16 protein-coding genes and 1 riboswitch are annotated in these 18,894 nt (G+C 72.4%); of the genes, 1 reads left to right on the top strand and 15 read right to left on the bottom strand.

The genetic code is table 11. The features are described from left to right. From lnt to CFK41_RS08725, 7 genes are all read right to left on the bottom strand, one after another. Complete coding sequence (lnt, locus tag CFK41_RS08755; RefSeq protein WP_096799309.1) at positions 1-1,647, bottom strand: apolipoprotein N-acyltransferase; 1,647 nt, start codon at positions 1,645-1,647, stop codon at positions 1-3. Further along, positions 1,644-2,486, bottom strand: coding sequence for a hypothetical protein (locus CFK41_RS08750; protein WP_227873271.1), 843 nt, complete (start codon positions 2,484-2,486; stop codon positions 1,644-1,646). Before CFK41_RS08750 ends, lnt begins: the two co-directional genes overlap by 4 nt. Then, positions 2,483-5,395: a DEAD/DEAH box helicase gene (locus CFK41_RS08745; protein WP_096799308.1), complete on the bottom strand. Its 2,913-nt coding sequence runs from the start codon at positions 5,393-5,395 to the stop codon at positions 2,483-2,485. Before CFK41_RS08745 ends, CFK41_RS08750 begins: the two co-directional genes overlap by 4 nt. Further along, positions 5,392-6,345 carry a diacylglycerol/lipid kinase family protein gene (locus tag CFK41_RS08740; protein WP_096799307.1) on the bottom strand — a complete coding sequence of 318 codons (954 nt, stop codon included), beginning with the start codon at positions 6,343-6,345 and terminating at the stop codon, positions 5,392-5,394. The genes CFK41_RS08745 and CFK41_RS08740 overlap by 4 nt, the downstream gene beginning before the upstream one ends. Next, on the bottom strand, positions 6,342-7,253 hold the full coding sequence (tatC, locus tag CFK41_RS08735) for a twin-arginine translocase subunit TatC (RefSeq protein WP_227873270.1): 912 nt from the start codon (positions 7,251-7,253) through the stop codon (positions 6,342-6,344). The genes CFK41_RS08740 and tatC overlap by 4 nt, the downstream gene beginning before the upstream one ends. Positions 7,254-7,336: 83 nt before the next feature. Beyond that, positions 7,337-7,663, bottom strand: coding sequence for a Sec-independent protein translocase subunit TatA (tatA, locus tag CFK41_RS08730; RefSeq protein ID WP_096799305.1), 327 nt, complete (start codon positions 7,661-7,663; stop codon positions 7,337-7,339). 133 nt (positions 7,664-7,796) lie between these two features. Beyond that, complete coding sequence (locus tag CFK41_RS08725; protein ID WP_227873269.1) at positions 7,797-9,809, bottom strand: WYL domain-containing transcriptional regulator; 2,013 nt, start codon at positions 9,807-9,809, stop codon at positions 7,797-7,799. 79 nt (positions 9,810-9,888) lie between these two features. Here CFK41_RS08725 and CFK41_RS08720 point away from each other — a divergent pair, with 79 nt between their 5' ends. Further along, a complete protein-coding gene (locus CFK41_RS08720) occupies positions 9,889-11,004 on the top strand; it encodes a DUF3866 family protein (RefSeq protein ID WP_096799303.1) in 1,116 nt (371 codons plus the stop codon). A gap of 26 nt (positions 11,005-11,030) precedes the next feature. Here CFK41_RS08720 and CFK41_RS08715 read toward each other — a convergent pair whose 3' ends face one another. The 8 genes from CFK41_RS08715 to CFK41_RS08680 all read right to left on the bottom strand — a co-directional run bounded on the left by CFK41_RS08715 (position 11,031) and on the right by CFK41_RS08680 (position 18,824). Then, complete coding sequence (locus CFK41_RS08715; protein ID WP_096799302.1) at positions 11,031-11,495, bottom strand: PH domain-containing protein; 465 nt, start codon at positions 11,493-11,495, stop codon at positions 11,031-11,033. Positions 11,496-11,536: 41 nt separating this feature from the next. Next, positions 11,537-12,394 (bottom strand): ATP phosphoribosyltransferase, encoded by an 858-nt coding sequence (gene hisG / locus CFK41_RS08710; protein ID WP_096799301.1) that lies wholly within the window; start codon positions 12,392-12,394, stop codon positions 11,537-11,539. A 106-nt stretch (positions 12,395-12,500) separates the two neighbouring features. Next, positions 12,501-12,764 (bottom strand): phosphoribosyl-ATP diphosphatase, encoded by a 264-nt coding sequence (locus CFK41_RS08705; protein ID WP_151904716.1) that lies wholly within the window; start codon positions 12,762-12,764, stop codon positions 12,501-12,503. Between the two features lie 108 nt (positions 12,765-12,872). Beyond that, a complete protein-coding gene (pnuC, locus tag CFK41_RS08700) occupies positions 12,873-13,580 on the bottom strand; it encodes a nicotinamide riboside transporter PnuC (protein ID WP_096799300.1) in 708 nt (235 codons plus the stop codon). Positions 13,581-13,671: 91 nt separating this feature from the next. Then, a riboswitch (FMN riboswitch) is annotated at positions 13,672-13,789 on the bottom strand. Positions 13,790-13,825: 36 nt separating this feature from the next. Next, positions 13,826-14,512 (bottom strand): ribulose-phosphate 3-epimerase, encoded by a 687-nt coding sequence (gene rpe / locus CFK41_RS08695; RefSeq protein ID WP_096799299.1) that lies wholly within the window; start codon positions 14,510-14,512, stop codon positions 13,826-13,828. Then, on the bottom strand, positions 14,509-16,158 hold the full coding sequence (locus CFK41_RS08690; RefSeq protein ID WP_096799298.1) for an RsmB/NOP family class I SAM-dependent RNA methyltransferase: 1,650 nt from the start codon (positions 16,156-16,158) through the stop codon (positions 14,509-14,511). Before CFK41_RS08690 ends, rpe begins: the two co-directional genes overlap by 4 nt. After that, entirely contained in the window at positions 16,155-17,120 is a 966-nt protein-coding gene (fmt, locus tag CFK41_RS08685; protein ID WP_096799297.1) for a methionyl-tRNA formyltransferase, read from the bottom strand. The genes CFK41_RS08690 and fmt overlap by 4 nt, the downstream gene beginning before the upstream one ends. A 78-nt stretch (positions 17,121-17,198) precedes the next feature. Then, entirely contained in the window at positions 17,199-18,824 is a 1,626-nt protein-coding gene (locus CFK41_RS08680; RefSeq protein WP_096799296.1) for an SLC13 family permease, read from the bottom strand. Positions 18,825-18,894 lie beyond the last annotated feature (70 nt).

The following is an 18,894-nucleotide window of genomic DNA, read 5'->3' as shown; positions in this document are numbered from 1 at the left end:
TCAGTCTCCTCGACGTCGACGACGTGGGGTGGGGCGGGCGAGGGCTCTGCGGTCCCCCGTCAGCGCGGCGATCCAGCCGACGGCACCGACGGCGCCGAGGCCGATCGCGACCCAGGGGCCTGCGGCGACCGCAGGCGTGATGCCGGCGCGCAGCGGGACGTCGGCCACGAGCGCACCCTGCTCCCAGTGGCCCACGAAGTCGATCTGGCGGCCCTCGGGGCTGAAGATCGCGGACTGGCCGACGGTGGAGATGTGGACGACGCTGCGGCCGGAGGTCACGGCCATGACCTTCGCCTGGGCGAGCTGCTGGATGGCCTCGTCCGAGTCGCCGAACAGCGCGTTGTTGGACTGGACCACGATCACCTCGGCGCCCCCGTCGACCACGTCATGGACGAGCGGTTCATAGGCGACCTCGAAGCAGATGAGGATGCCCACCTTGCCCTGGCCCTGGCCGAGAGCACCGAGATCCATCACCCCGGGCTCCTGCCCGGGCACCATGTCCACGGAGACGAGGTCGACCTTGTCGGTGAGCTGGCTGAAGAAGCCCCGCAGCGGGATGTACTCGCCGAAGGGGACCGGGTGCCGCTTGGAGTAGGCGTACGGCGTGGTCTGCTCGGGGGTGAACAGGACCGACTGGTTCAGCCGTTCGTTCTCCCCCACCCGCACCTGGGTGCCGATCAGCAGCGGTGCGTGGGCCTCCTGGGCGGCGGACGTCAGCTGCTGGGCCAGCTGCGGATCCTGGCGGGGATCCCAGCCCGTGGAGTCCTCGGGCCACACGATCAGGTCCAGCGCGGTGCCGTCCTGCTGAGCCCGGGTGATGGCATCCTCGGTGACCTCCAGGTGGTTGGGGAAGACGTCCTCCGGCATCGTGTACGAGACGGGGTCGATCGCGCCCATCGATCCCTGGATCGCCGCGATCGTCATCGAGGGGCGGTCCGACGGAGCTCGGTTCATGGGGTGGGGCGCCACGACGGTGGCCAGCACCGCGGCGACGGCGATCGCGAACGGCCACACGCCGGAGAAACCGGTGAAGCCTCGGCGACGCCGACCCAGCAGGGCCAGGGCCCCGAACAGGAGCAGCTGTCCCAGCAGCGCGACGACGAAGGCGAGCCCGGCCAGTCCGATCCAGGGACCCAGGTTCAGCAGCGGGGACTCCGCGAGCGCGAAGGCGCTCGCCCCCCAGGGCAGCCCGCCCCAGGGGATGCTGCTGCGCAGGGTCTCGATCCCCACCCACAGTGCGGACACGACGATCGCGCTGGAGAGGCACAGCCCGCGGCGGACCATGACCGTGCGGGCCAGCAGCCCGAAGACCACGATGTACAGCGCCTCGAAGACGCCCAGCGCGATCCACGGCGCGGCGCCGGCGTAGGTGCTGGCCCACTGCGTCAGAGGGATGAACAGGGCCAGTCCCCACAGCAGCGAGACCAGCATCGCCAGCAGCGCGGAGCGCACCAGCAGGCCGGCGCCGAGCAGGGCGATCCCCACCGGGAGCAGCATCCACAGGTCATACGGCGGGAAGGCGAGCAGCGCGCAGCCGCCGCCGGCCGCGCCGCAGAGCAGGGCGAGCGGCCACGGGGTGGGATCGAACTCGTCCCGGGGCCGGGGAGCGCGGCGACGGCTCCCGGCCGCCGCAGCGGTCGCGGTCACGTGCCGGCCTGCCCGCGGGGCTCGTCACCGAGCTGGTCGTGCAGGATCCTGCCGTCGACGACGGTGCGCAGCACGCGAGGGGTCCCCTGGTCGAGGTCCGGCAGCAGCGGGGTGCGCGAGCGCGGGTCGGTCGACCAGCTGTCCACGCGCTCGGCGCGGGACTGCACCGTGAGGTCCCAGGGCTCCCAGACGACGAAGGTCGCCGGCAGACCGGTCTGCAGGCTGCCGGGATGACGGCTGCCGGCCACGCGCTGACCGCCCCGGGTGGCGGCGAGGAAGGCGGCGCGATCGCTGATCCGCTGATCCGCCGGGCTGGTGCGGGCGGCACCGCGCACCCAGTCCCAGGGGTCCGCGGCCTCGGACGCCCCGCCGGAGCCGAACGCGAGCGGCGTCCCGGCGGAGACTAGGTCGAGATACTCGGCGCTCTCGGTGACGGGGGCGACGATCCGCACGCCCTCGCGCTCCCCCGTCGGGCCGGGCAGGCGCAGCACGATGCCGCGGGCCGCGGCGGCCGCCTCGTCGTCGGTGGCCGGTTCGGAGCCGTCCGCGGTGGCGGCGGCGTCGACGAACCCTGGGGTGACCAGGCAGCCGGTGGCGTCCACGATCTCGGCGTCACCGTGCAGCAGGCGTCCGGTGTCCTCGCGGCCGGTCCAGGCGATCAGCCCGTCGGCGACGAGCATCGCGGACGCCTCGGGGTCCTTGGCGCTGTAGAGAACGATGCCCGTGTAGAGCGTCGCAGGTGCGGGAGCGGCCGCATCGGCGGTCGCGTCGGGGGTCTCGGAAGCAGCGTTCGGGCTCACGGTCTCCAGCCTCTCGCGTCCTCCTGGGAGAACGCTCATCGATCGATCTCCTGGGCGACCAGTCCGCGGCGCACGCCGCGGATGGACGCCCGTGCCACCTGGCCGAGCTCCTCGTCGGCCGTGAGCTGGTCGAGCAGGTCGACCACCTGTCGGCAATGGCGCACGAAGTCGCCGGGCGGCATGTCATTGCCCTCCAGCGCCGCCGAGAGCGAGGCGCCGCGCGCCCAGCGGTGCACGATCGCGGCGACAGCCGGGTCCGGAGGCGTCGTGGGGGCGATGGAGTGGCGGGTCTCGGCGGCCTGCAGCGCGGCGGCCAGCCGGGTCGATGCCGCGAGGGCCGCGTCGACCGCGGCATCGGGGATCTGCTCCGGGGCGCGGTCGTCCCGACGGCTCTCGTGGACCGCGGCGGAGACCACGGCGGCGAGTCCGGCGGGGTCGAGCCCGGACCAGGCGCCGTGCTCGAGGCACTGCGCGATGAGCAGGTCACGATCGCTGAACAGGCGGCGCAGCCGGAGCCCGCTGGGGGTGGGGCGGAGCTCCTCCCCCTCGGTGCCGGCGTCGACGTGCTCGAGATAGCCGAGCTCGAGGAGCAGGTCCGTGAGGTGGTCGAACTGTCGGGCGAGGGAGCTGGTGCGGCTGCGGATCCGCCGCTGGACGCCGTCGAGCTCCCCGCGGGACTTCCGCCAGCGGCCCACCCAGCGCAGGTGCGAGTCGAGGTCGGGGCAGGCGGCGCAGGGATGCTCGCCGAGCTCGGCGCGCAGGGCGAGCAGGCGCTCGTCGGTCGCGGCGGTCGACGGGGTGCGGCCGGCGCGGCTGCGGACCTCCCGACGGGCATCGTCGTCCTGTCCTGCCAGGCGCTGACGCAGGGCGGCGGCGGTGTCCTTGCGCACCTTGCCGCTGCCCAGGGACTCCTGGCGCGGGAGGCGCAGCGTGTCGATCACTGCGGGCGGCGAGGGCACGTCGCCCGGGCGGAGGCTGCGCCGGCGTCCCTCGGTGTCCAGCAGGTCCACCTGCGGGCCGCCGAGCACGGCGCTGTCCACGCCCAGCACCACCGCGTACCCGCGGCGCCTGCCGCCGGGAAGGGCGATCACCTCGCCGCGGCGCAGGTCGCCGAGCACGCTGCGGGTCCGATCGCGGTCCGCTTCGGCCCGTGCCCGGGACAGGGTCTTCTCGCGTTCGGAGATCGCCGCCTGGATCTCCGCGTAGGCCAGCAGATCTCCGCGATCGCAGGTGATCGCCTCGCGGTAGTCGGCGACCGTGTCCTCCAGCTCGCGGGCCCGCCGGGCCAGGCCCACCACGGAGCGATCCGCCTGGAACTGCGCGAAGCTGGTCTCGAGGGTCTCACGGGCGCGGGAGAGGTCGAAGCGGTCCAGCAAGTTCACCGTCATGTTCGGCGTGGGGCGGAAGGCGGAGCGCAGCGGGTAGGTCCGCCTCGAGGCGAGGGAGGCGACGGCCGGGGCGTCGAAGCGGGGACCCGCGAGCACCACCGCATGGCCCTCGGTGTCGATGCCGCGACGTCCCGCGCGCCCGGTGAGCTGCGTGAACTCCCCCGGCGTCAGGTCCGCGTGCTCGACGCCGTTGAACTTCACGAGCTTCTCGAGCACCACCGAGCGGGCCGGCATGTTGATGCCGAGCGCGAGGGTCTCGGTCGCGAAGACGACCTTGATGAGCCCACGGGCGAAAAGCTGCTCGACCACGCTCTTGAGGAGCGGGATCATCCCGGCGTGGTGCGCGGCGAATCCGTCGAGGGCCGCTCGACGGAAGGCGTCCAGGGAGAGCACCTCCTCGTCCTCGACGCCGATCTCCGCCAGCTGCTCGTCGAGCAGGGCCCGGATCTCCCGGCGCTCCTGGTCGTCGGTCAGGCGCAGCCGCGCACGGGCGCACTGCTGGACGGCCCCGTCGCAGCCCGCGCGCGAGAAGATGAACATGATCGCCGGCAGGAGCGCGGCGTCGTCCAGCAGCGCGACGACCTCCGGTCGGCGCGGCGGGCGCAGGGACGAGGACCGGTGGTCCTCCGGGCGTCGGGATCCGCCGTCCCCACCGGGACCGCGGCCCTTGCGCAGGTGCGGCGGTCGATGCTGGCCGGAGCCGCGCGGGCGATGCCGGCCGCTGGTGCCCTTGCGCCCGCGATAGCCCTTCCCCCGGGGCCCGCCGCTGCGCTCGTCGACCGGCAGGGAGAAGGACGTGATGCGCTCGATCTCGGGATTGACGAGGCGGTCGCTGCGGGCGCCGGGGCCATGGGAGACCACCGCCTCGCCCTCGGCGTCGACGAAGAGGTCCAGCAGCTCGTCCCCGACCACCACGTGCTGCCACAGCGGGACCGGCCGGGTCTCGGAGACGATGATCTCCGTGCTGCCGCGCACCTCCTGCAGCCAGGCGCCGAACTCCTCGGCGTTCGAGACGGTCGCGGAGAGCGAGACCAGCCGCACCGAGTCATGGAGATGGAGGATGACCTCCTCCCAGACCGGACCGCGCAGCCGGTCGGCGAGATAGTGCACCTCGTCCATCACCACGAAGCCCAGGCCGTCCAGCAGATCGGACTCCGCGTACAGCATGTTGCGCAGCACCTCGGTGGTCATCACGACCACCTCGGCGTCGGGCCGGATGGAGGTGTCGCCGGTCAGCAGGCCCACTCGCTCCGCGCCGAGCCAGTCGACCAGCTCGCCGAACTTCTGGTTCGACAGCGCCTTGATCGGCGCGGTGTAGAAGACCTTGTGGCCGCGGGCCAGGGCCAGGTGCACGGCGAACTCGCCCACCACGGTCTTGCCGGCTCCGGTGGGTGCCGCGACCAGCACCGAGCTGCCGCCCTCGAGGGCCCGGGCGGCGGCGAGCTGGAAGTCGTCCAGCGCGAAGGGGTAGCGGCCGGTGAAGGCTGTCAGCTCCGAGGGAGTCCTCTCCGCACGGGAGGAACGGGCCCACTCGGCGTAGCGCTCGGAGGGAGAGGTCACTGCGCGACCTCGCTGCCGATCGCGGACGAGGGCTCGGCGAGCAGCCGGACGGCGCCGGGGAGCACGCGGGCGCTCAGCGGGAGCAGGGAGCTGGACTCGCCATCGGCGTAGGCCCTCAGCGCGCGCCCGTCGCGCAGGCCCACGGTGACCCGCTCGACGGGGCGGATGTCCACGGCGTCGAGGGAGGTGTGGGTCCCGGCGAAGACGCGCGGGAACAGGCGCAGCAGCTGGGGACGGGAGAGGCCGGAGACGGTCACGAGCTCGAGCATCCCGTCGTCGACGCGCGCGTCGGGAGCGATCCGCATGCCCCGGCCGAAGACGCCCGAGCTGCACAGCGTCAGCACGGCGGCATCGACCTCGAGACGCTCGCCGCCGTCGATCTCGAGCCAGAACGGCAGCTCCTTGAAGGAGCGCAGCTCGCGCAGCATGGCCGCGGTGTACCGCACCGCTCCCCCGTTGCGGGCGCGGTTGGCGCGGGCGTTGACCAGGGCGTCGAAGCCGAGGTTCACGTTGCCCAGCGCGATCGAGCGATGCCGGGGTGTGCTCTCGCCGGCCGAGGTGATCTCGATGGCGTCCACCGTCACCACGGGACGGGACAGCGCGTGCAGGAGGGCCCGGGTGGAGGCCTCGGGATCGTTGACCGCGAGGCCGAGGGCGCGGGCGAAGTCGTTCCCGCTGCCGGCCGGGACGATGCCGAGCCGCACCGGGCTGCCCGCCACGATCTCGGCGCCGAGCGAGACGGTGCCGTCCCCGCCCACCACCACCAGGGCCGTCAGCGAGTCACGGATCTCCTCCGCACGGGCCCTGGCCACCGAGGCCGACGGGCCCGAGAGATCGACCACCGAGATGCCGGCCAGGCGGAGCAGCTGCCCCACCTGCCGGCCGATGCGGTGGGCGGTGCCCTGAGCGGCCGACGGATTCGCGAGCAGGCCCACGCGGAGCCTGCTCACCGCCCGTCCTCGTCGGCGTCGTCCAGACGCGAGGGACGGTCGATGGACTCCACATCGTCGTCGATGCGGCTGGCCTCGTCGTCGGCGAGGTCGTCGTCCTCCGAGCGCCTGCCGGCCCGACGGTCGTGGATCAGGGAGATGACGATCGCCCCGAAGAAGAGGCTCGCGATCGCTGCGGACATCGCGATCAGCGTGATCGGCTCGGGGGTCGGCACCATCACCGCCGTGAAGCCGAAGCTGAGGAAGATGATCCAGCGCCATCCCTTGAGCATCGTCCGGCCGCTGATCAGCCCCATGAAGTTCATCAGCACCATCACCACCGGGATGACGAAGGCGATGCCGAAGGCGAGCATGGTCTTGATCAGCAGGGCGAGGTACTGGTCGTACGGGAGGATCTGGGAGACCGATCCCTCGGTCGGGGTGAAGCTCATCAGCACCGGGACCAGCTGGCTCACGGCCCAGTACCCGGCGATGCAGCCGACGAAGAACAGCGGGATCGCGGACCCGAAGAACCCGATGGCGTACTTGCGCTCGTTGCGGTGCAGCCCGGGCATGACGAACAGCCAGATCTGCAGGATCAGCATCGGCGAGGACAGGATCAGTCCGATGTATGCGGCCATCTGCAGCTTGACGTTCAGGCCCTGGCCCACGCCCTGGAAGTTGATCATCGTCTGGAGGTCGTTGCCCTCGCTGGCCGCCTCGATCGGCGCCTTGACGGCATCGAAGACCCAGGGGAACAGGAACCAGCCGACGATCGAGAGCAGCAGCACCGTGATCGCGCTGATCAGCAGCCTGTTGCGGAGCTCCACCAGGTGCTCGCCGAGGGACATGCGTCCCTCGGGGTCGCGGCGCGACCTCTTGCTGCTCTTCGCCTCGGCGGGCCTGCGGCCCTGCGTATCACTCGCCACGGATCTGCTTCCTCCCAGCGTTCCGGGTCCGGGCGATCACTCGCCCGGACCCGATGTCGACGACGCGCGACGCGTCGGGATGCTCAGTCGCGACGGTAGGAGTCGTCCTCGTCACGGGCGCGGACGGGCTCGCGCTCGGAATCGGCGTCGGAGCGGGGGTCGTACTCGCGCTCGCTGCGGGCCGGACGGTCCTCGCGGGGACGGGTGGAGCGCGCCGGACGGTCGTCGTCCTCGTCGTCCTCGCCCTGATCGCGCCGCTCGTCGCCGCGGAGCTCCTCGACCTCGCTCTTGAAGATGCGCATCGACTTGCCCATGTTGCGAGCGAGCCCCGGGAGCTTGTTGGCCCCGAACAGCAGGATGACGAGCACGATCAGCAGGACGATCGCCCAGGGATTGCGGAAGAAGTTCATGAAAGTACCTTTCAACAGCGCTTTGACACAGCGCGGGCACACCTATTATCCCACAGCGGACAGGGCGCCGAACGGGTCGCCCGGGTGGCGACTCGGCCCACCGCACGGCGGGTGGGTCCAAGGGTAACGGCAGTCACTGGGAGTGACGGACAGCCCCGCCGCGCGCCACGGTCACGATCGTGTCTCTCAGCTCCGAGGGGCTGAGCACCTCGGCGGCGCCGGCGGACTCCAGGACCGCGTCCACCAGCGGGGCCAGCAGCGGTTCCTCCAGGCGTGCGTAGGTGGCTCCGGCCCCGTCGCCGTCCTCGGCCGCATCGCGCAGCTCGACGGCGTCGAAGGACTCGGCGATCCAGTGCCCGGCCGGTGCCAGACGCAGCCAGACCTCCCCGTCGACCCGGCCGGCGAGCACCGGCTCGACCCCGGGCTCGGGACGGCTCATCGAGGTGCCGGGCGGCAGGAGCTCGACGATCCGGTCCAAGCGGAAGCGGCGCTCCCCCTCTGCCAGGTCGCAGTGCGCGAGCAGGTACGAGCGGGCCCCGACGGTCTCGATGCGCAGCGGCCGGATCCTGCGGACGCTGGTGCCCGGACGATCCGCCGACGAGTAGCGGATGGTCAGGTGCGACTCCTCCGCCTCCGGGTCGGCGCGCAGCGCGGCGTGGACGGCGGAGAGCACCTGGTCGGCGCGGTCGGCCGTGCGCGCGGCGATCTCGTCCGCCGTGGTCGCCTCGGAGATCTCGGTGCGGGTGGGGACGACGGGCGTCGCGGCCTGCGCCGCGGACCCGGCGACCACCGCCTGCAGCTTCTCGCGGGCGGACTCGACGACCTCAGCGGTCTGGCCGGCGGCGGGTTCGAGCGCCGCGAGGCCGGCGAGCAGAGCCGTGGCCTCGACGGCGCTGAGATCCAGGGCGCGACGCAGGGGCTCCGCGTTGCGCACGCGCACGGTGCCGTGCTCCCACTCCGCCTCGATGAGATCCTCCCAGCCGGCGCCCATGTCCCCGCACACGAAGAGCACCTGCAGGTCGGTGACGAGCTGCTTCTCGGTGATCCCCAGGGCGTCGGCGAGCTCGGCGAGCTGCACCTCCTCGCGGGACATCACGTAGGAGGCGACGGAGATCAGGCGCGAGAGGTGGTCCCCGCTCTGTGGCGAGACGCGGATCCGCGCCGCGGGACGGGTGGTCGCCCGCGCGGGAGCCTCGAGGTCCGCCTCGCCCTCGTGCTGCTCGGCGATGGTGGTGAGCACCTCGGCGAGCTCCTCGCGCCATGAGGCCGGCTCCTCGAGCTGGACCCAGCGGATGTCCGAGAGGAGCAGGCGGCGGGCGGCGGGGCGGGGAAGGACGGGCAGGCGGAGGCTCTCCGCCTCCATCGATGCCCCGGCTCGGTCACGCAGGGAGAGGGCCTTGTACGGCGCGGCGCGGAGCACGGCCGACTCCCGGTCGTCGCTGTCGAGCATCCGATCGAGCACGTCGGCGAGATCCATGTGCTCCGGTCGGGGCTCCGCGGCGAGGCCCGCCTCGGCGGGGAAGGATTCGATGCGGGAGGCGCGGAACACGCGGGGCGCGGACCGGTCCCGGTCCCAGCCGTGGACGTACCAGTGCCCGTCGTGGACGCCGACCACCCAGGGCTCGACCTGGCGCTCGGCCGGGACCCCCTGGGCGCCGCGGTACGAGAAACGGACCGCATGCCCGGTGACCACGGCCTGGAGCAGCGGGGTCAGGACCGGCAGCGACTCCACGGCGCCGCGCGGCGTGCGACGGAGCAGATCGGGATCCGCGTCGTGGCCGAGGCTCAGCAGCTTCGCGCGGACACGGCGCGCCGCTCCCCCGGCCGCGGCGGTGTCCCAGGCGCGGCTCGCCGCGAGCAGGACCGTGTACTCCTCGGTGGTGAGATCGAGCACCGCTCCGGAGCGCGCGGTGTCGAGGCGGTAGTGGACGGTGTTCTCGTCCAGCACGTCGCGCTCGGTCACCAGCGGGAGGCCGAGCTCGATGATCGAGGCCTTGTCACGCTCGAACATCCGCTCCGCGGCCTGGGCGGAGACCGCCTCGGCGTAATCGGGGATGACGGCGAACAGCTTCGCGCGGTCTATCCGACGGCGCGAGCCGATCGTCATGATGACGTTGAGCAGTCTCTCCACACTCTTCGATGCCACCTGGCCAGAGTATCGCCCCGGCGGGGTCCGGGCGCACGTTGGCACGAACCTCTGCGCGGGCGGCCCTAGGCTGGGGGGCATGCTGCGATGGGAACGGGGAACCGTGAAGAGCGCTCTGGGGTCCTGGCCCGGGGTGGATCGGCTCGAGATCGAGCTCGAGGGCGGCGAGGAGACGCTCACCGCGATCGCCTACCGCGAGCTGACCGGCACCCCGCGGACCGGCGAGACCGTGCTGCTGAACACGAACGCCGTGCGTCGGGATCTGGGCACGGGCGGCGACGCGATGGTGGTCGCACGGCCCGACTCGCTGCAGGCCGCGGACGAGATCGTCGGACACATGGTCAAGGCCCGCTACACGCCCATGCAGACCATGGTCGACGCGATCGACGATCCTGCCGGAGAGCACTACGAGACCCTCCGCGACGCCCGGAGCATCGAGGGCATGCCGGTGATCGTCGCGGACCTGCACTCCTCGCTGCCCGCGATCATCGCCGGGATCCGTGCCCAGCGCCGCTCCCTGCGCATCGCCTACGTCCACTCCGACGCCGCCGCGCTGCCCGCGGCCTATTCCCGCAGCGCGGCGCGGCTGCGGGAGGCGGATCTCCTCTCCGCGGTGATCAGCGCGGGGCAGTCCTTCGGCGGCGACCTCGAGGCGGTCACCGTGCACTCGGCGCTCCTGGGGGCGAAGCACGTGGTGGGGGCCGATGTCGCCATCGTGATCCAGGGGCCGGGCAACCTCGGCACCGGGACCGGCTGGGGCTTCTCGGGGGTCCAGGCGGCCGAGGCCCTGCATGCCGCCTCGGTGCTCGACGGTCAGGGGATCGCCACGCTGCGGGTCTCCGACGCCGACGAGCGGGAGCGCCATCGCGGGCTGTCCCACCACTCCGCGACCGTCTACGGCCGCGCGCTGCTCACCGAGGTCCAGCTCCCCGTGCTCGCCCGTCACGACTCGCGATACAACGGATTCCATGAGTCAGTGCGCAAACAGGTGAAAACGTCGATATTGAAACCGGCGAAGAAGCGGGGTGTGCTGCACCAGCTCACCGAGATCGACGGCAAGGGCCTGCGCGACGCGCTCGAGGACATGCCGGTGCGGATGACCACGATGGGCCGGACCCTGGCCGAGGACCCCTCCCCCTTCCTGTACGCGGCGCTCGCGGGCCGCTGCGCCGCGAAGCTCGCACCCCGGGACTGAGCTCCGAGCTCCGCGCGGGACCGGGGTCAGTCGAGGTGGGCCTCTCCCCGCTCCCGGATCAGGGCCTGCAGCTGATGCGCGGCGGCGATGGCCCGCTGTCCGTCGTAGCGCTGGAGGGCGTGCAGCGGGTGGGTGGTGCCGTCGGCCAGGTCCAGATGCGCCCAGGGGTCCCCCATGGGGAAGCTGATGCCGAGCACCTCGGGCCACTCCAGGGAGCGGGTGCGCATCAGGTTGCGCACCTCCAGCGCATCGGGACGGGCGGTCACCGTCACCGAGGCCTCGAGGTGACAGAACAGCGCCACCAGCACTCCCACCATGAGCAGGCCGATGCTGCCGCCCCAGTGGAAGCTCGTGATCATCACCGCGCCGCCGATCATCCCGGCCATCACGATGGCCGCGCTGACGTAGGCGGCGACCCGCACCGCACGGGGACGGATCACGATCGAGGCCTCCCGCCCCTCGCTCCCGGGATCAGGGGCGGAGGCGCTCATGACGACCTCGGGCGGGACACGGCAGGCTCAGAAGCGCAGGCTCAGATGCGGCAGGCCTGGATCGCCGTGACGAGGATGGCCCGCGCCCCGGCGTCGTAGAGCTCGTCCATCATGCGGTGGGCGGAGCGGCTGTCGACCATCGCGCGCACCGCGGACCACTCGCCGCCGTGCAGCGGGGACACCGTCGGGGACTGCAGCCCGGGGGTGATCTCCACGGCCCGCTCGAGCAGCTCGGTGGGGATGTCGTAGTCCAGCATCACGTACTCGCGGGCCACGAGCACGCCGCGGATGCGGCGCTCGAGCACCTCGAGCGCGTGGGCAGCCTCTGCCTCGAGCTCCATGCCCGGGCGGGAGAAGAGCACGGCCTGGCTGGTCATGATCGCCTCGCCGAAGGGCTCGAGCCCGGCCTGGCGCAGCGTGGTCCCGGTCTCGACGACATCGGCGATCACATCGGCGACCCCGAGCCGGATCGAGGACTCGACCGCCCCGTCGAGGTGGACGACCTCGGCCGTGATGCCGCGCTCGGAGAGGTAGTCCTCGACGAGATTCTCGTAGCTGGTGGCGATGCGGGCGCCCTGGAGCTCGGAGACATCGCTGCGGGTGCCGGCCGGGGCGGCGAAGCGGAAGGTCGAGCCCGCGAAGCCGAGCGGCAGGATCTCGTCCGCCGGGGTGCGGGAGTCCAGCAGCATGTCCTGGCCGGTGATGCCGACGTCCACCGTGCCCGATCCGACGTACACCGCGATGTCCCGTGGGCGCAGATGGAACAGCTCGACCCCGTTGTCCTCGTCGACCACGACGAGCTCCTTCGCCGAGCCGCGACGCCGGTACCCGGCCTCGTGCAGCAGGTCGGCGGCGGGCTCGGAAAGAGCGCCCTTGTTGGGTACGGCGATGCGGAGCACAGGTCCTCCTCGGCCGACGCGGCGGCCATCAGACGGTTCGGTTCGAGAGGTGCGGGGTGGGGCGGAGCACCGCCCCGGCGGTCGGCGCCTCAGGGCGCCCGACGGCTCAGAGCTGTCGGTAGACGTCCTCGAGGGAGATGTCCTTGGCGATCATCATCACCTGCAGGTGGTACAGCAGCTGGCTGATCTCCATCGCGGCATCGTCCTTGGACTCGTGCTCGCAGGCCATCCACACCTCGGCGGCCTCCTCGACGATCTTCTTGCCGATCTGATGGACACCGCCGTCGAGCTCGCGGACGGTGCCCGACCCCTCGGGTCGGGTGCGGGCCTTGTCGGTCAGTTCGGCGAACAGCGCCTCGAAATCCTTCACGCCCCCAGGGTACGCGTCCGGGGCCGGGGCCCGCGCCGCCGCCCGCCCGGCGGACACCCGCGCGATCGGCACGCGCCCGATCGACCCCGCCAGGTCGGTCCGGTCAGCTCAGTCCCGCCGGACGGTGGGGTCGAGGTGGGCGGTCTCCACCCTGACCCTCTCCTGCTCGACGTCGGTGCGGTTGCGCACTCCCCACCAGACGAAGAAGCCCACCAGGGTGAACGCGCCGTAGAAGAGATACATGAAGGCGCTGGCGTAATAGCCGGCGCTGAGCAGCAGCGGGACCCCTACGATGTCCACGGCCACCCAGATCAGCCAGAACTCGACCCAGCCCTTGGCCATGCCGAAGGTGGCCAGCAGGCTGCCCATGAAGATCCAGGCGTCGGCCCACACCGGCTCGTAGGAGCCCAGCGCCCGGAACACCGGGGTCAGGGCGGCGGTGCCGCCGACGAGGGCGACGAGCAGCAGCGCCCGGGTGCCCCACGAGGCCCAGCGGGGCTCGATCGCGGTGCCGTCCTCGTCCCGGGCCCGGCGCCAGCGGACCCAGCCGTAGACGGCGGTGGCGATGAACATCACCTGGCGGCCGGCCTGGCCGTAGAGGTCCACGGAGTTCGGGCTGCCGAACACGGTGCCGAGGAAGACGGTCAGCAGCAGCAGGTTGCCGACGATGCCGATGGGCCAGGCCCACACCTTCCGGCGCATGCCGCCGAGCGCGCTCAGCAGTCCGAAGACGTTGCCCAGCACCTCTCGCAGGAGCAGGAACTGGCCGCCCGCGAACTCGATCTTCGCGTCGAAGAGCCACTGCAGCAGGTCCATCTCGGTCCTCTTTCCACCGGAAGCAGCAGTTCCGGGGAGGACGGGATCCTGCGGGTCCAGGACGCGCGGAGAGCACGCCGAGGACCTGCGGGACGTGCGCCTCTCATCCAGGCTGTACTGTCGGCGCCGGAATTCCACCGGCTCCACCGCCGGAGCGGGTCGCGGACTGTCACCGCCGGCTCGGAATTTCACCGACCCCGGAGCACGTCACTGGTCGTGACCGCGTCAGGATACTCCCGCCGGGATCAGTGGGAGCCGTGCGTCCGGGCCAGTTCGCGCAGGGCGGAGATCTCCTCGGCGGCGTCCTGGGCGCGATAGATCGCAGAGCCTGCGACGAAGACGTTCGCACCCGCCTCCGCGCAGCGCTCGATGGTCTCCCGGCTGACCCCGCCGTCGACCTGGATGGAGACCTCCAGGTTCGACGCGCTGATCGCCGAGCGCGCGCGACGGATCTTGGGGAGCATCGTCTCGAGGAAGCTCTGGCCGCCGAAGCCGGGCTCGACGGTCATGATCAGGAGCATGTCGAACTCGCCGATGATGTCCAGGAGCGGCTCGACGGCGGTGGCCGGGCGGAGCGCGACCCCGGCCTGGGCGTTCTTGCGCCGCAGGTCGCGGGCGAGCTTCACGGGGGCCCGTGCGGCCTCGAGATGGAAGGTCACCGAGGCGGCGCCTGCCTCGGCGAAGGCCGGGGCCTGGGTGTCCGCGTCATCGATCATCAGGTGGGCGTCGACCGGGATCGCGCTGCGCTCCACGATCTGCTCGACCATCGACGGGCCGAAGGTCAGGTTCGGCACGAAGTGGTTGTCCATCACGTCCACGTGCACGCTGTCCGCGGTCGAGATCTTGTCCAGCTCGCTGCCGATGCTCATGAAGTCGGCGTTGAGGATGCTGGGGTGGATGTAGTGGCCGTCGGTGGAGTACGGGGTGTTCATGCCGCCTCGGTCCCTTCGTCGGTGGGTTCGGGCAGCCTGCGCAGCAGGCTGATGTACATGGCATCGGTGCCGTGGACGTGGGGCCACAGCTGCACGGCGGGCCCCTCGCCCAGCTCGATGTCGCCGCGGGCGGAGGGCAGGACCCCTGCGCGCACGGCCTCGCGGGCGTCGAGCTGCTCGACGTCGGTCCGCGTCTGGAGGACGTCCGCGACGATCAGCCGGGTCTCCGCCAGGTGCGGGGAGCAGGTCACGTAGGCCACCACTCCCCCGGGCGCGGCGGCGTCCAGGGCGGAGGTCAGCAGCGCGCGCTGGATGGTGCCCAGCCGGCCGATGTCCGCCGGGGTGCGGCGCCAGCGTGCCTCGGGGCGTCGACGCAGCGCGCCGAGCCCGGAGCAGGGCACGTCGGCGAGCACGCGCGAGAAGCGGTTCGGGAGCTCGGCGCCGATGGTGGTGCCGTCCGCCGTGCGGGTCGTGATCTCGCAGCCGGCCTCGCGCAGGGTGGCGACGGCGCGGTCCACCAGCTCGGTGCGGTGCTCCTGCATCTCGACGGCGAGGAGATCCGCGTCGTGGTCGACGGTGAGCCCGCCGAGCAGCGCGGCCTTGCCGCCGGGACCGGCGCAGAGGTCGAGCCAGTGGTGGTCCTCGGCGAGGACCAGGTCGTCGGCGCCGAGGGCGAGCGCGAGGGCGGCGAGCTGGCTGCCCTCGTCCTGCACGGCGACGCGGCCCTCCTTGACCGGGTCCATGCCGCCGGGATCACCGGAGGGCCAGGAGGCGGCGAAGACGGAGAGACGACCCTGGCTCGCGCCGTTGTCGATGAGCTCGTCGAGGTCGGTGAGCCCGGGACGCATCACGAGCGAGACCGCCGGGGCGGCGTTCTGCGCGGCCAGGAGCTCGTCGATCTCGTCGCGGGAGCGACCATGGCCCGCCAGGGCGTCGCCGAGGGCGCGCACCACCCAGCGCGGGTGGGAGTGCACCACGGCGAGATGACCGGTGGGATCCTTCTCGCGGTCCGGGGCGACCTCGTCGATCCAGGTCTCGAGGTCCTTCTCCCCCACGCGGCGCAGGATCGCGTTGGCGAAGCTCGCCGCACCGGCGCCCACCTGGGACCGGGCCAGCGCCACGGTCTCGGAGGTCGCGGCGTGCGGGGCGACGGTCATGTCCAGCAGCTGGTAGGCCCCGAGCCGAAGCACGTCCAGCAGCGCGGGGTCGACCTGGTCGAGCGGCCGGTCGATGCAGGCGGCGAGGATCGCGTCGAGGCGACCCTGGGCCCGCAGGGAGCCGTAGAACAGCTCGGTGGTGAACGCGGCGTCCCGGCCGGAGACGCGATGGCTGCGCAGCAGTCGGGGCAGGACCAGGTTCGCGTAGGAGTCCTCCTCGCGCACCAGGCGCAGGCCCTCGAGGGCGACCTGCCGGGACGGCGTCGAACGGCGCGAACGCTCCGAGGGGCGGGACTCGGAGTAGCCGCGGCGAGGTCCTCCCTGTCCGCGGGAGCCGGAGCGGGTGCGACCGCGCTCGTCACGGGAGCGGCCGTCGCGAGGGCCGTCCTGGCGCTCGCCCCGTCGGTCATCCCGTCGGTCGTCGCGCCGATCATCGCGCCCGCCGCGTCGGCTGTCGCGTCCCCGGTCGTCCCGTCGGTCCCCGCTCATGCGTGCTCTCCGTCCTGCTGGTCGTCGTGGTCGGCGGCGTCGAAGGCGGCGTCCTCCGGCAGTCCTGCTCCGCGGGCCCAGTCCGCCGCCCGCATGGGGCGCTTGCCCGCCGGGGCGAGCTCCGCGATCGCGAGCACCTCGGTGCCCGTGCCCACGAGCACCTGGTGCCTGCCCGCCTCGATCCGCCCCGGCGGCAGCGGCTCGTGCTCGGGCGCCGCCTCGAGGCCGAGGATCTTGGTGCGCGCCCCGTCCAGCAGCGTCCAGGCGCCCGGCTGGGGGCTCATCCCGCGGATGTGCGCGCTGACCCGGTCGGCCGGGAGGGTCCAGTCGATCTGCGCCTCAGCGGTGGAGAGCTTCGCGGCGTGGGTCGCCTGCGAGTGGTCCTGGGGCGTGAGCACGGCCGTGCCCGCCTCGAGGGTGTCGAGCGCCTCGAGCAGCACCGATGCGCCCTGGACAGCCATCTTCTCGAGCAGCTGCCCCGAGGTCTCGAACTCCCCGATCTCGGTGCGGGCGGTCGCGAGGAGATCCCCGGTGTCCAGGCCCTTCTCGAGCCGGAACACGCTCAGGCCGCTCTCGCGCTGCCCGGCGAGCACCGCGCGCTGGGCAGGGGCCGCCCCGCGCCACGCGGGGAGGAGGGAGAAGTGCAGGTTCAGCCAGCCGTGCTGCGGGATCGCCAGCGCGGCCGGAGGGACGAGGTTCCCGTAGGCCACGACCGGCGCCGCATCGGGGGCGAGCTCGCGCAGCTCCTGCTGCACGGCCTCGTCGCGCAGCGTGGCGGGGGTCAGCACCGGCAGCCCGGCGTCGAGGGCGAGCGCTCTGACAGGGCTCGGGCGGAGCTTCCGGCCGCGCCCGGACGGGGCGTCGGCGCGGGTGAGCACACCGACGACGTCGTGGTGCGAGTCGAGCAGCGTGCGCAGGGAGGGCAGGGCGGCCTCGGGGGTGCCGGCGAAGAGCAGTCGCATGATGCCCCGAGTCTACGGGCGCTCACCATCCACCCGCCGCCGCCAGGCCCTTCCCGTGACCAGAGGCATCGTCGGACCTCAGTGGACGAGGCGGAACACTCCCACGGCCAGCGTCATCGTCGTGGCGGTGACCAGCACGATGCCGATCAGGTTCAGCCACAGGCCGGCCTTGGCCATCTGCGGGATCGTGACGAAGCCCGAGCCGTAGGCGATCGCGTTGGGAGGCGTCGCGACGGGGAGCATGAAGGCGCAGGTGGCGGCGATCGCGACGGGGATCGCGAGCAGCATCGGATCGATGCCGATGCCCACGGCCACCGCGGTCGCCACAGGAAGGAAGGTCGCGGCGGTGGCCGTGTTCGAGGTCAGCTCGGTGAGGAAGAGGATGCCCGCGGCGACGATCGCGACGATCAGCACCACCGGCAGTCCGCCGATTCCCACGGTGACCTCTCCGATCCAGTCGGTCAGCCCCGAGGAGCTGAACTGTGCGGACAGCGCCAGCCCGCCGCCGAACAGCAGCAGCACGCCCCACGGGAGCTTGACGGCGGCGTCCCAGTCCAGCAGCCGCACGCCGCGCGCCGCACCGGCGGGCAGCAGGAACAGGAGCAGCCCCACCACCATCGCGATGCCCGCGTCCGAGATCCACGGGGACTCGCGCCCGAGGGCGTCCGAGACCAGCGGGATCGCGACCCAGGACAGCGCCGCGAGCACGAAGATCGCCAGCACCCGAGTCTCCCCGGAGGAGATGGACCCGAGCTTCGCCCGCTCGGTGCGGATCAGCTCCGCACCTCCCGGGATCTCTCTGATCCCCGGCTTGTACAGGACCTTCGTCAGCAGCAGCCAGGCGATGAGCAGGAAGACCACGGCGATCGGTCCGCCCACCAGCATCCAGCGGCCGAAGCCGATCGTCACCCCGAACTCCTGGCTCATGTGGGCGGCGAGGAGGGCGTTCGGGGGCGTGCCGATGAGGGTCGCGAGGGACCCGATGGAGGCGGCGTAGGCGATGCCGAGCATCATCGCCGTGCCGAACTTCGAGCTCACCGGCGCGCCGCCCTCGCGGGCGGTGCGCTCCGGGTCGGGGTCCACCCCGTCGCCGGAGTCCTCGCCCGCGGCCGCCGCGTCCTCGAGGCGGAGCCTGTTGACCAGCAGGAGCACGGACAGCCCGATCGGCAGCATCATCACCGCGGTCGCGGTGTTGGAGACCCACATCGAGAGGAAGCCGGTGGCGACCATGAACCCGAGCACCAGCATCGACGGGCTGGTGCCGACCGCGCCGACGATCGCCAGTGCGATGCGCTTGTGCAGGTTCCATCTCTGCATCGCGAGCGCGAGCATGAAGCCGCCCATGAACAGGAAGATCACGTTGTTCCCGTAGGAGGCGCCGACGTCGTCGAACCCGACCTCGGCGTTCAGCACGGGGAACACCACCAGCGGCACCAGGGCGGTGGCGGGGATGGGCAGCGCCTCGGTCATCCACCACACCGCCATGAGCACGGCGGTGGCCGCGGTGAGCTTCGCGGCGTGGGGCACCTCGGCCGGCATGACGAGGTAGAGCAGGAGGGCGACGGCGAGACCGGCCGCCAGTCCGATGCGTCGCACGCGCACGCTGCGACGGCTCTCGCCGGGGGCGCGCTCCCCCTCGGAGAGGTCGGGACGCTCCTCCTCGACAGCGGTGGTGGTGGTGCGCCCATCGGCGTCGGAGGTCATGGGGAGTCCTTCCCTCGCGGCGTTGCGGTGACTCCTCTCACCCTACGGGAGCGGGCGCCGGCCCTCGGGT

Origin of the sequence: Brachybacterium ginsengisoli, assembly GCF_002407065.1 — a bacterium.
GTDB lineage: Bacteria > Actinomycetota > Actinomycetes > Actinomycetales > Dermabacteraceae > Brachybacterium > Brachybacterium ginsengisoli.
This window is presented reverse-complemented; position numbering and strand designations above follow the sequence as displayed.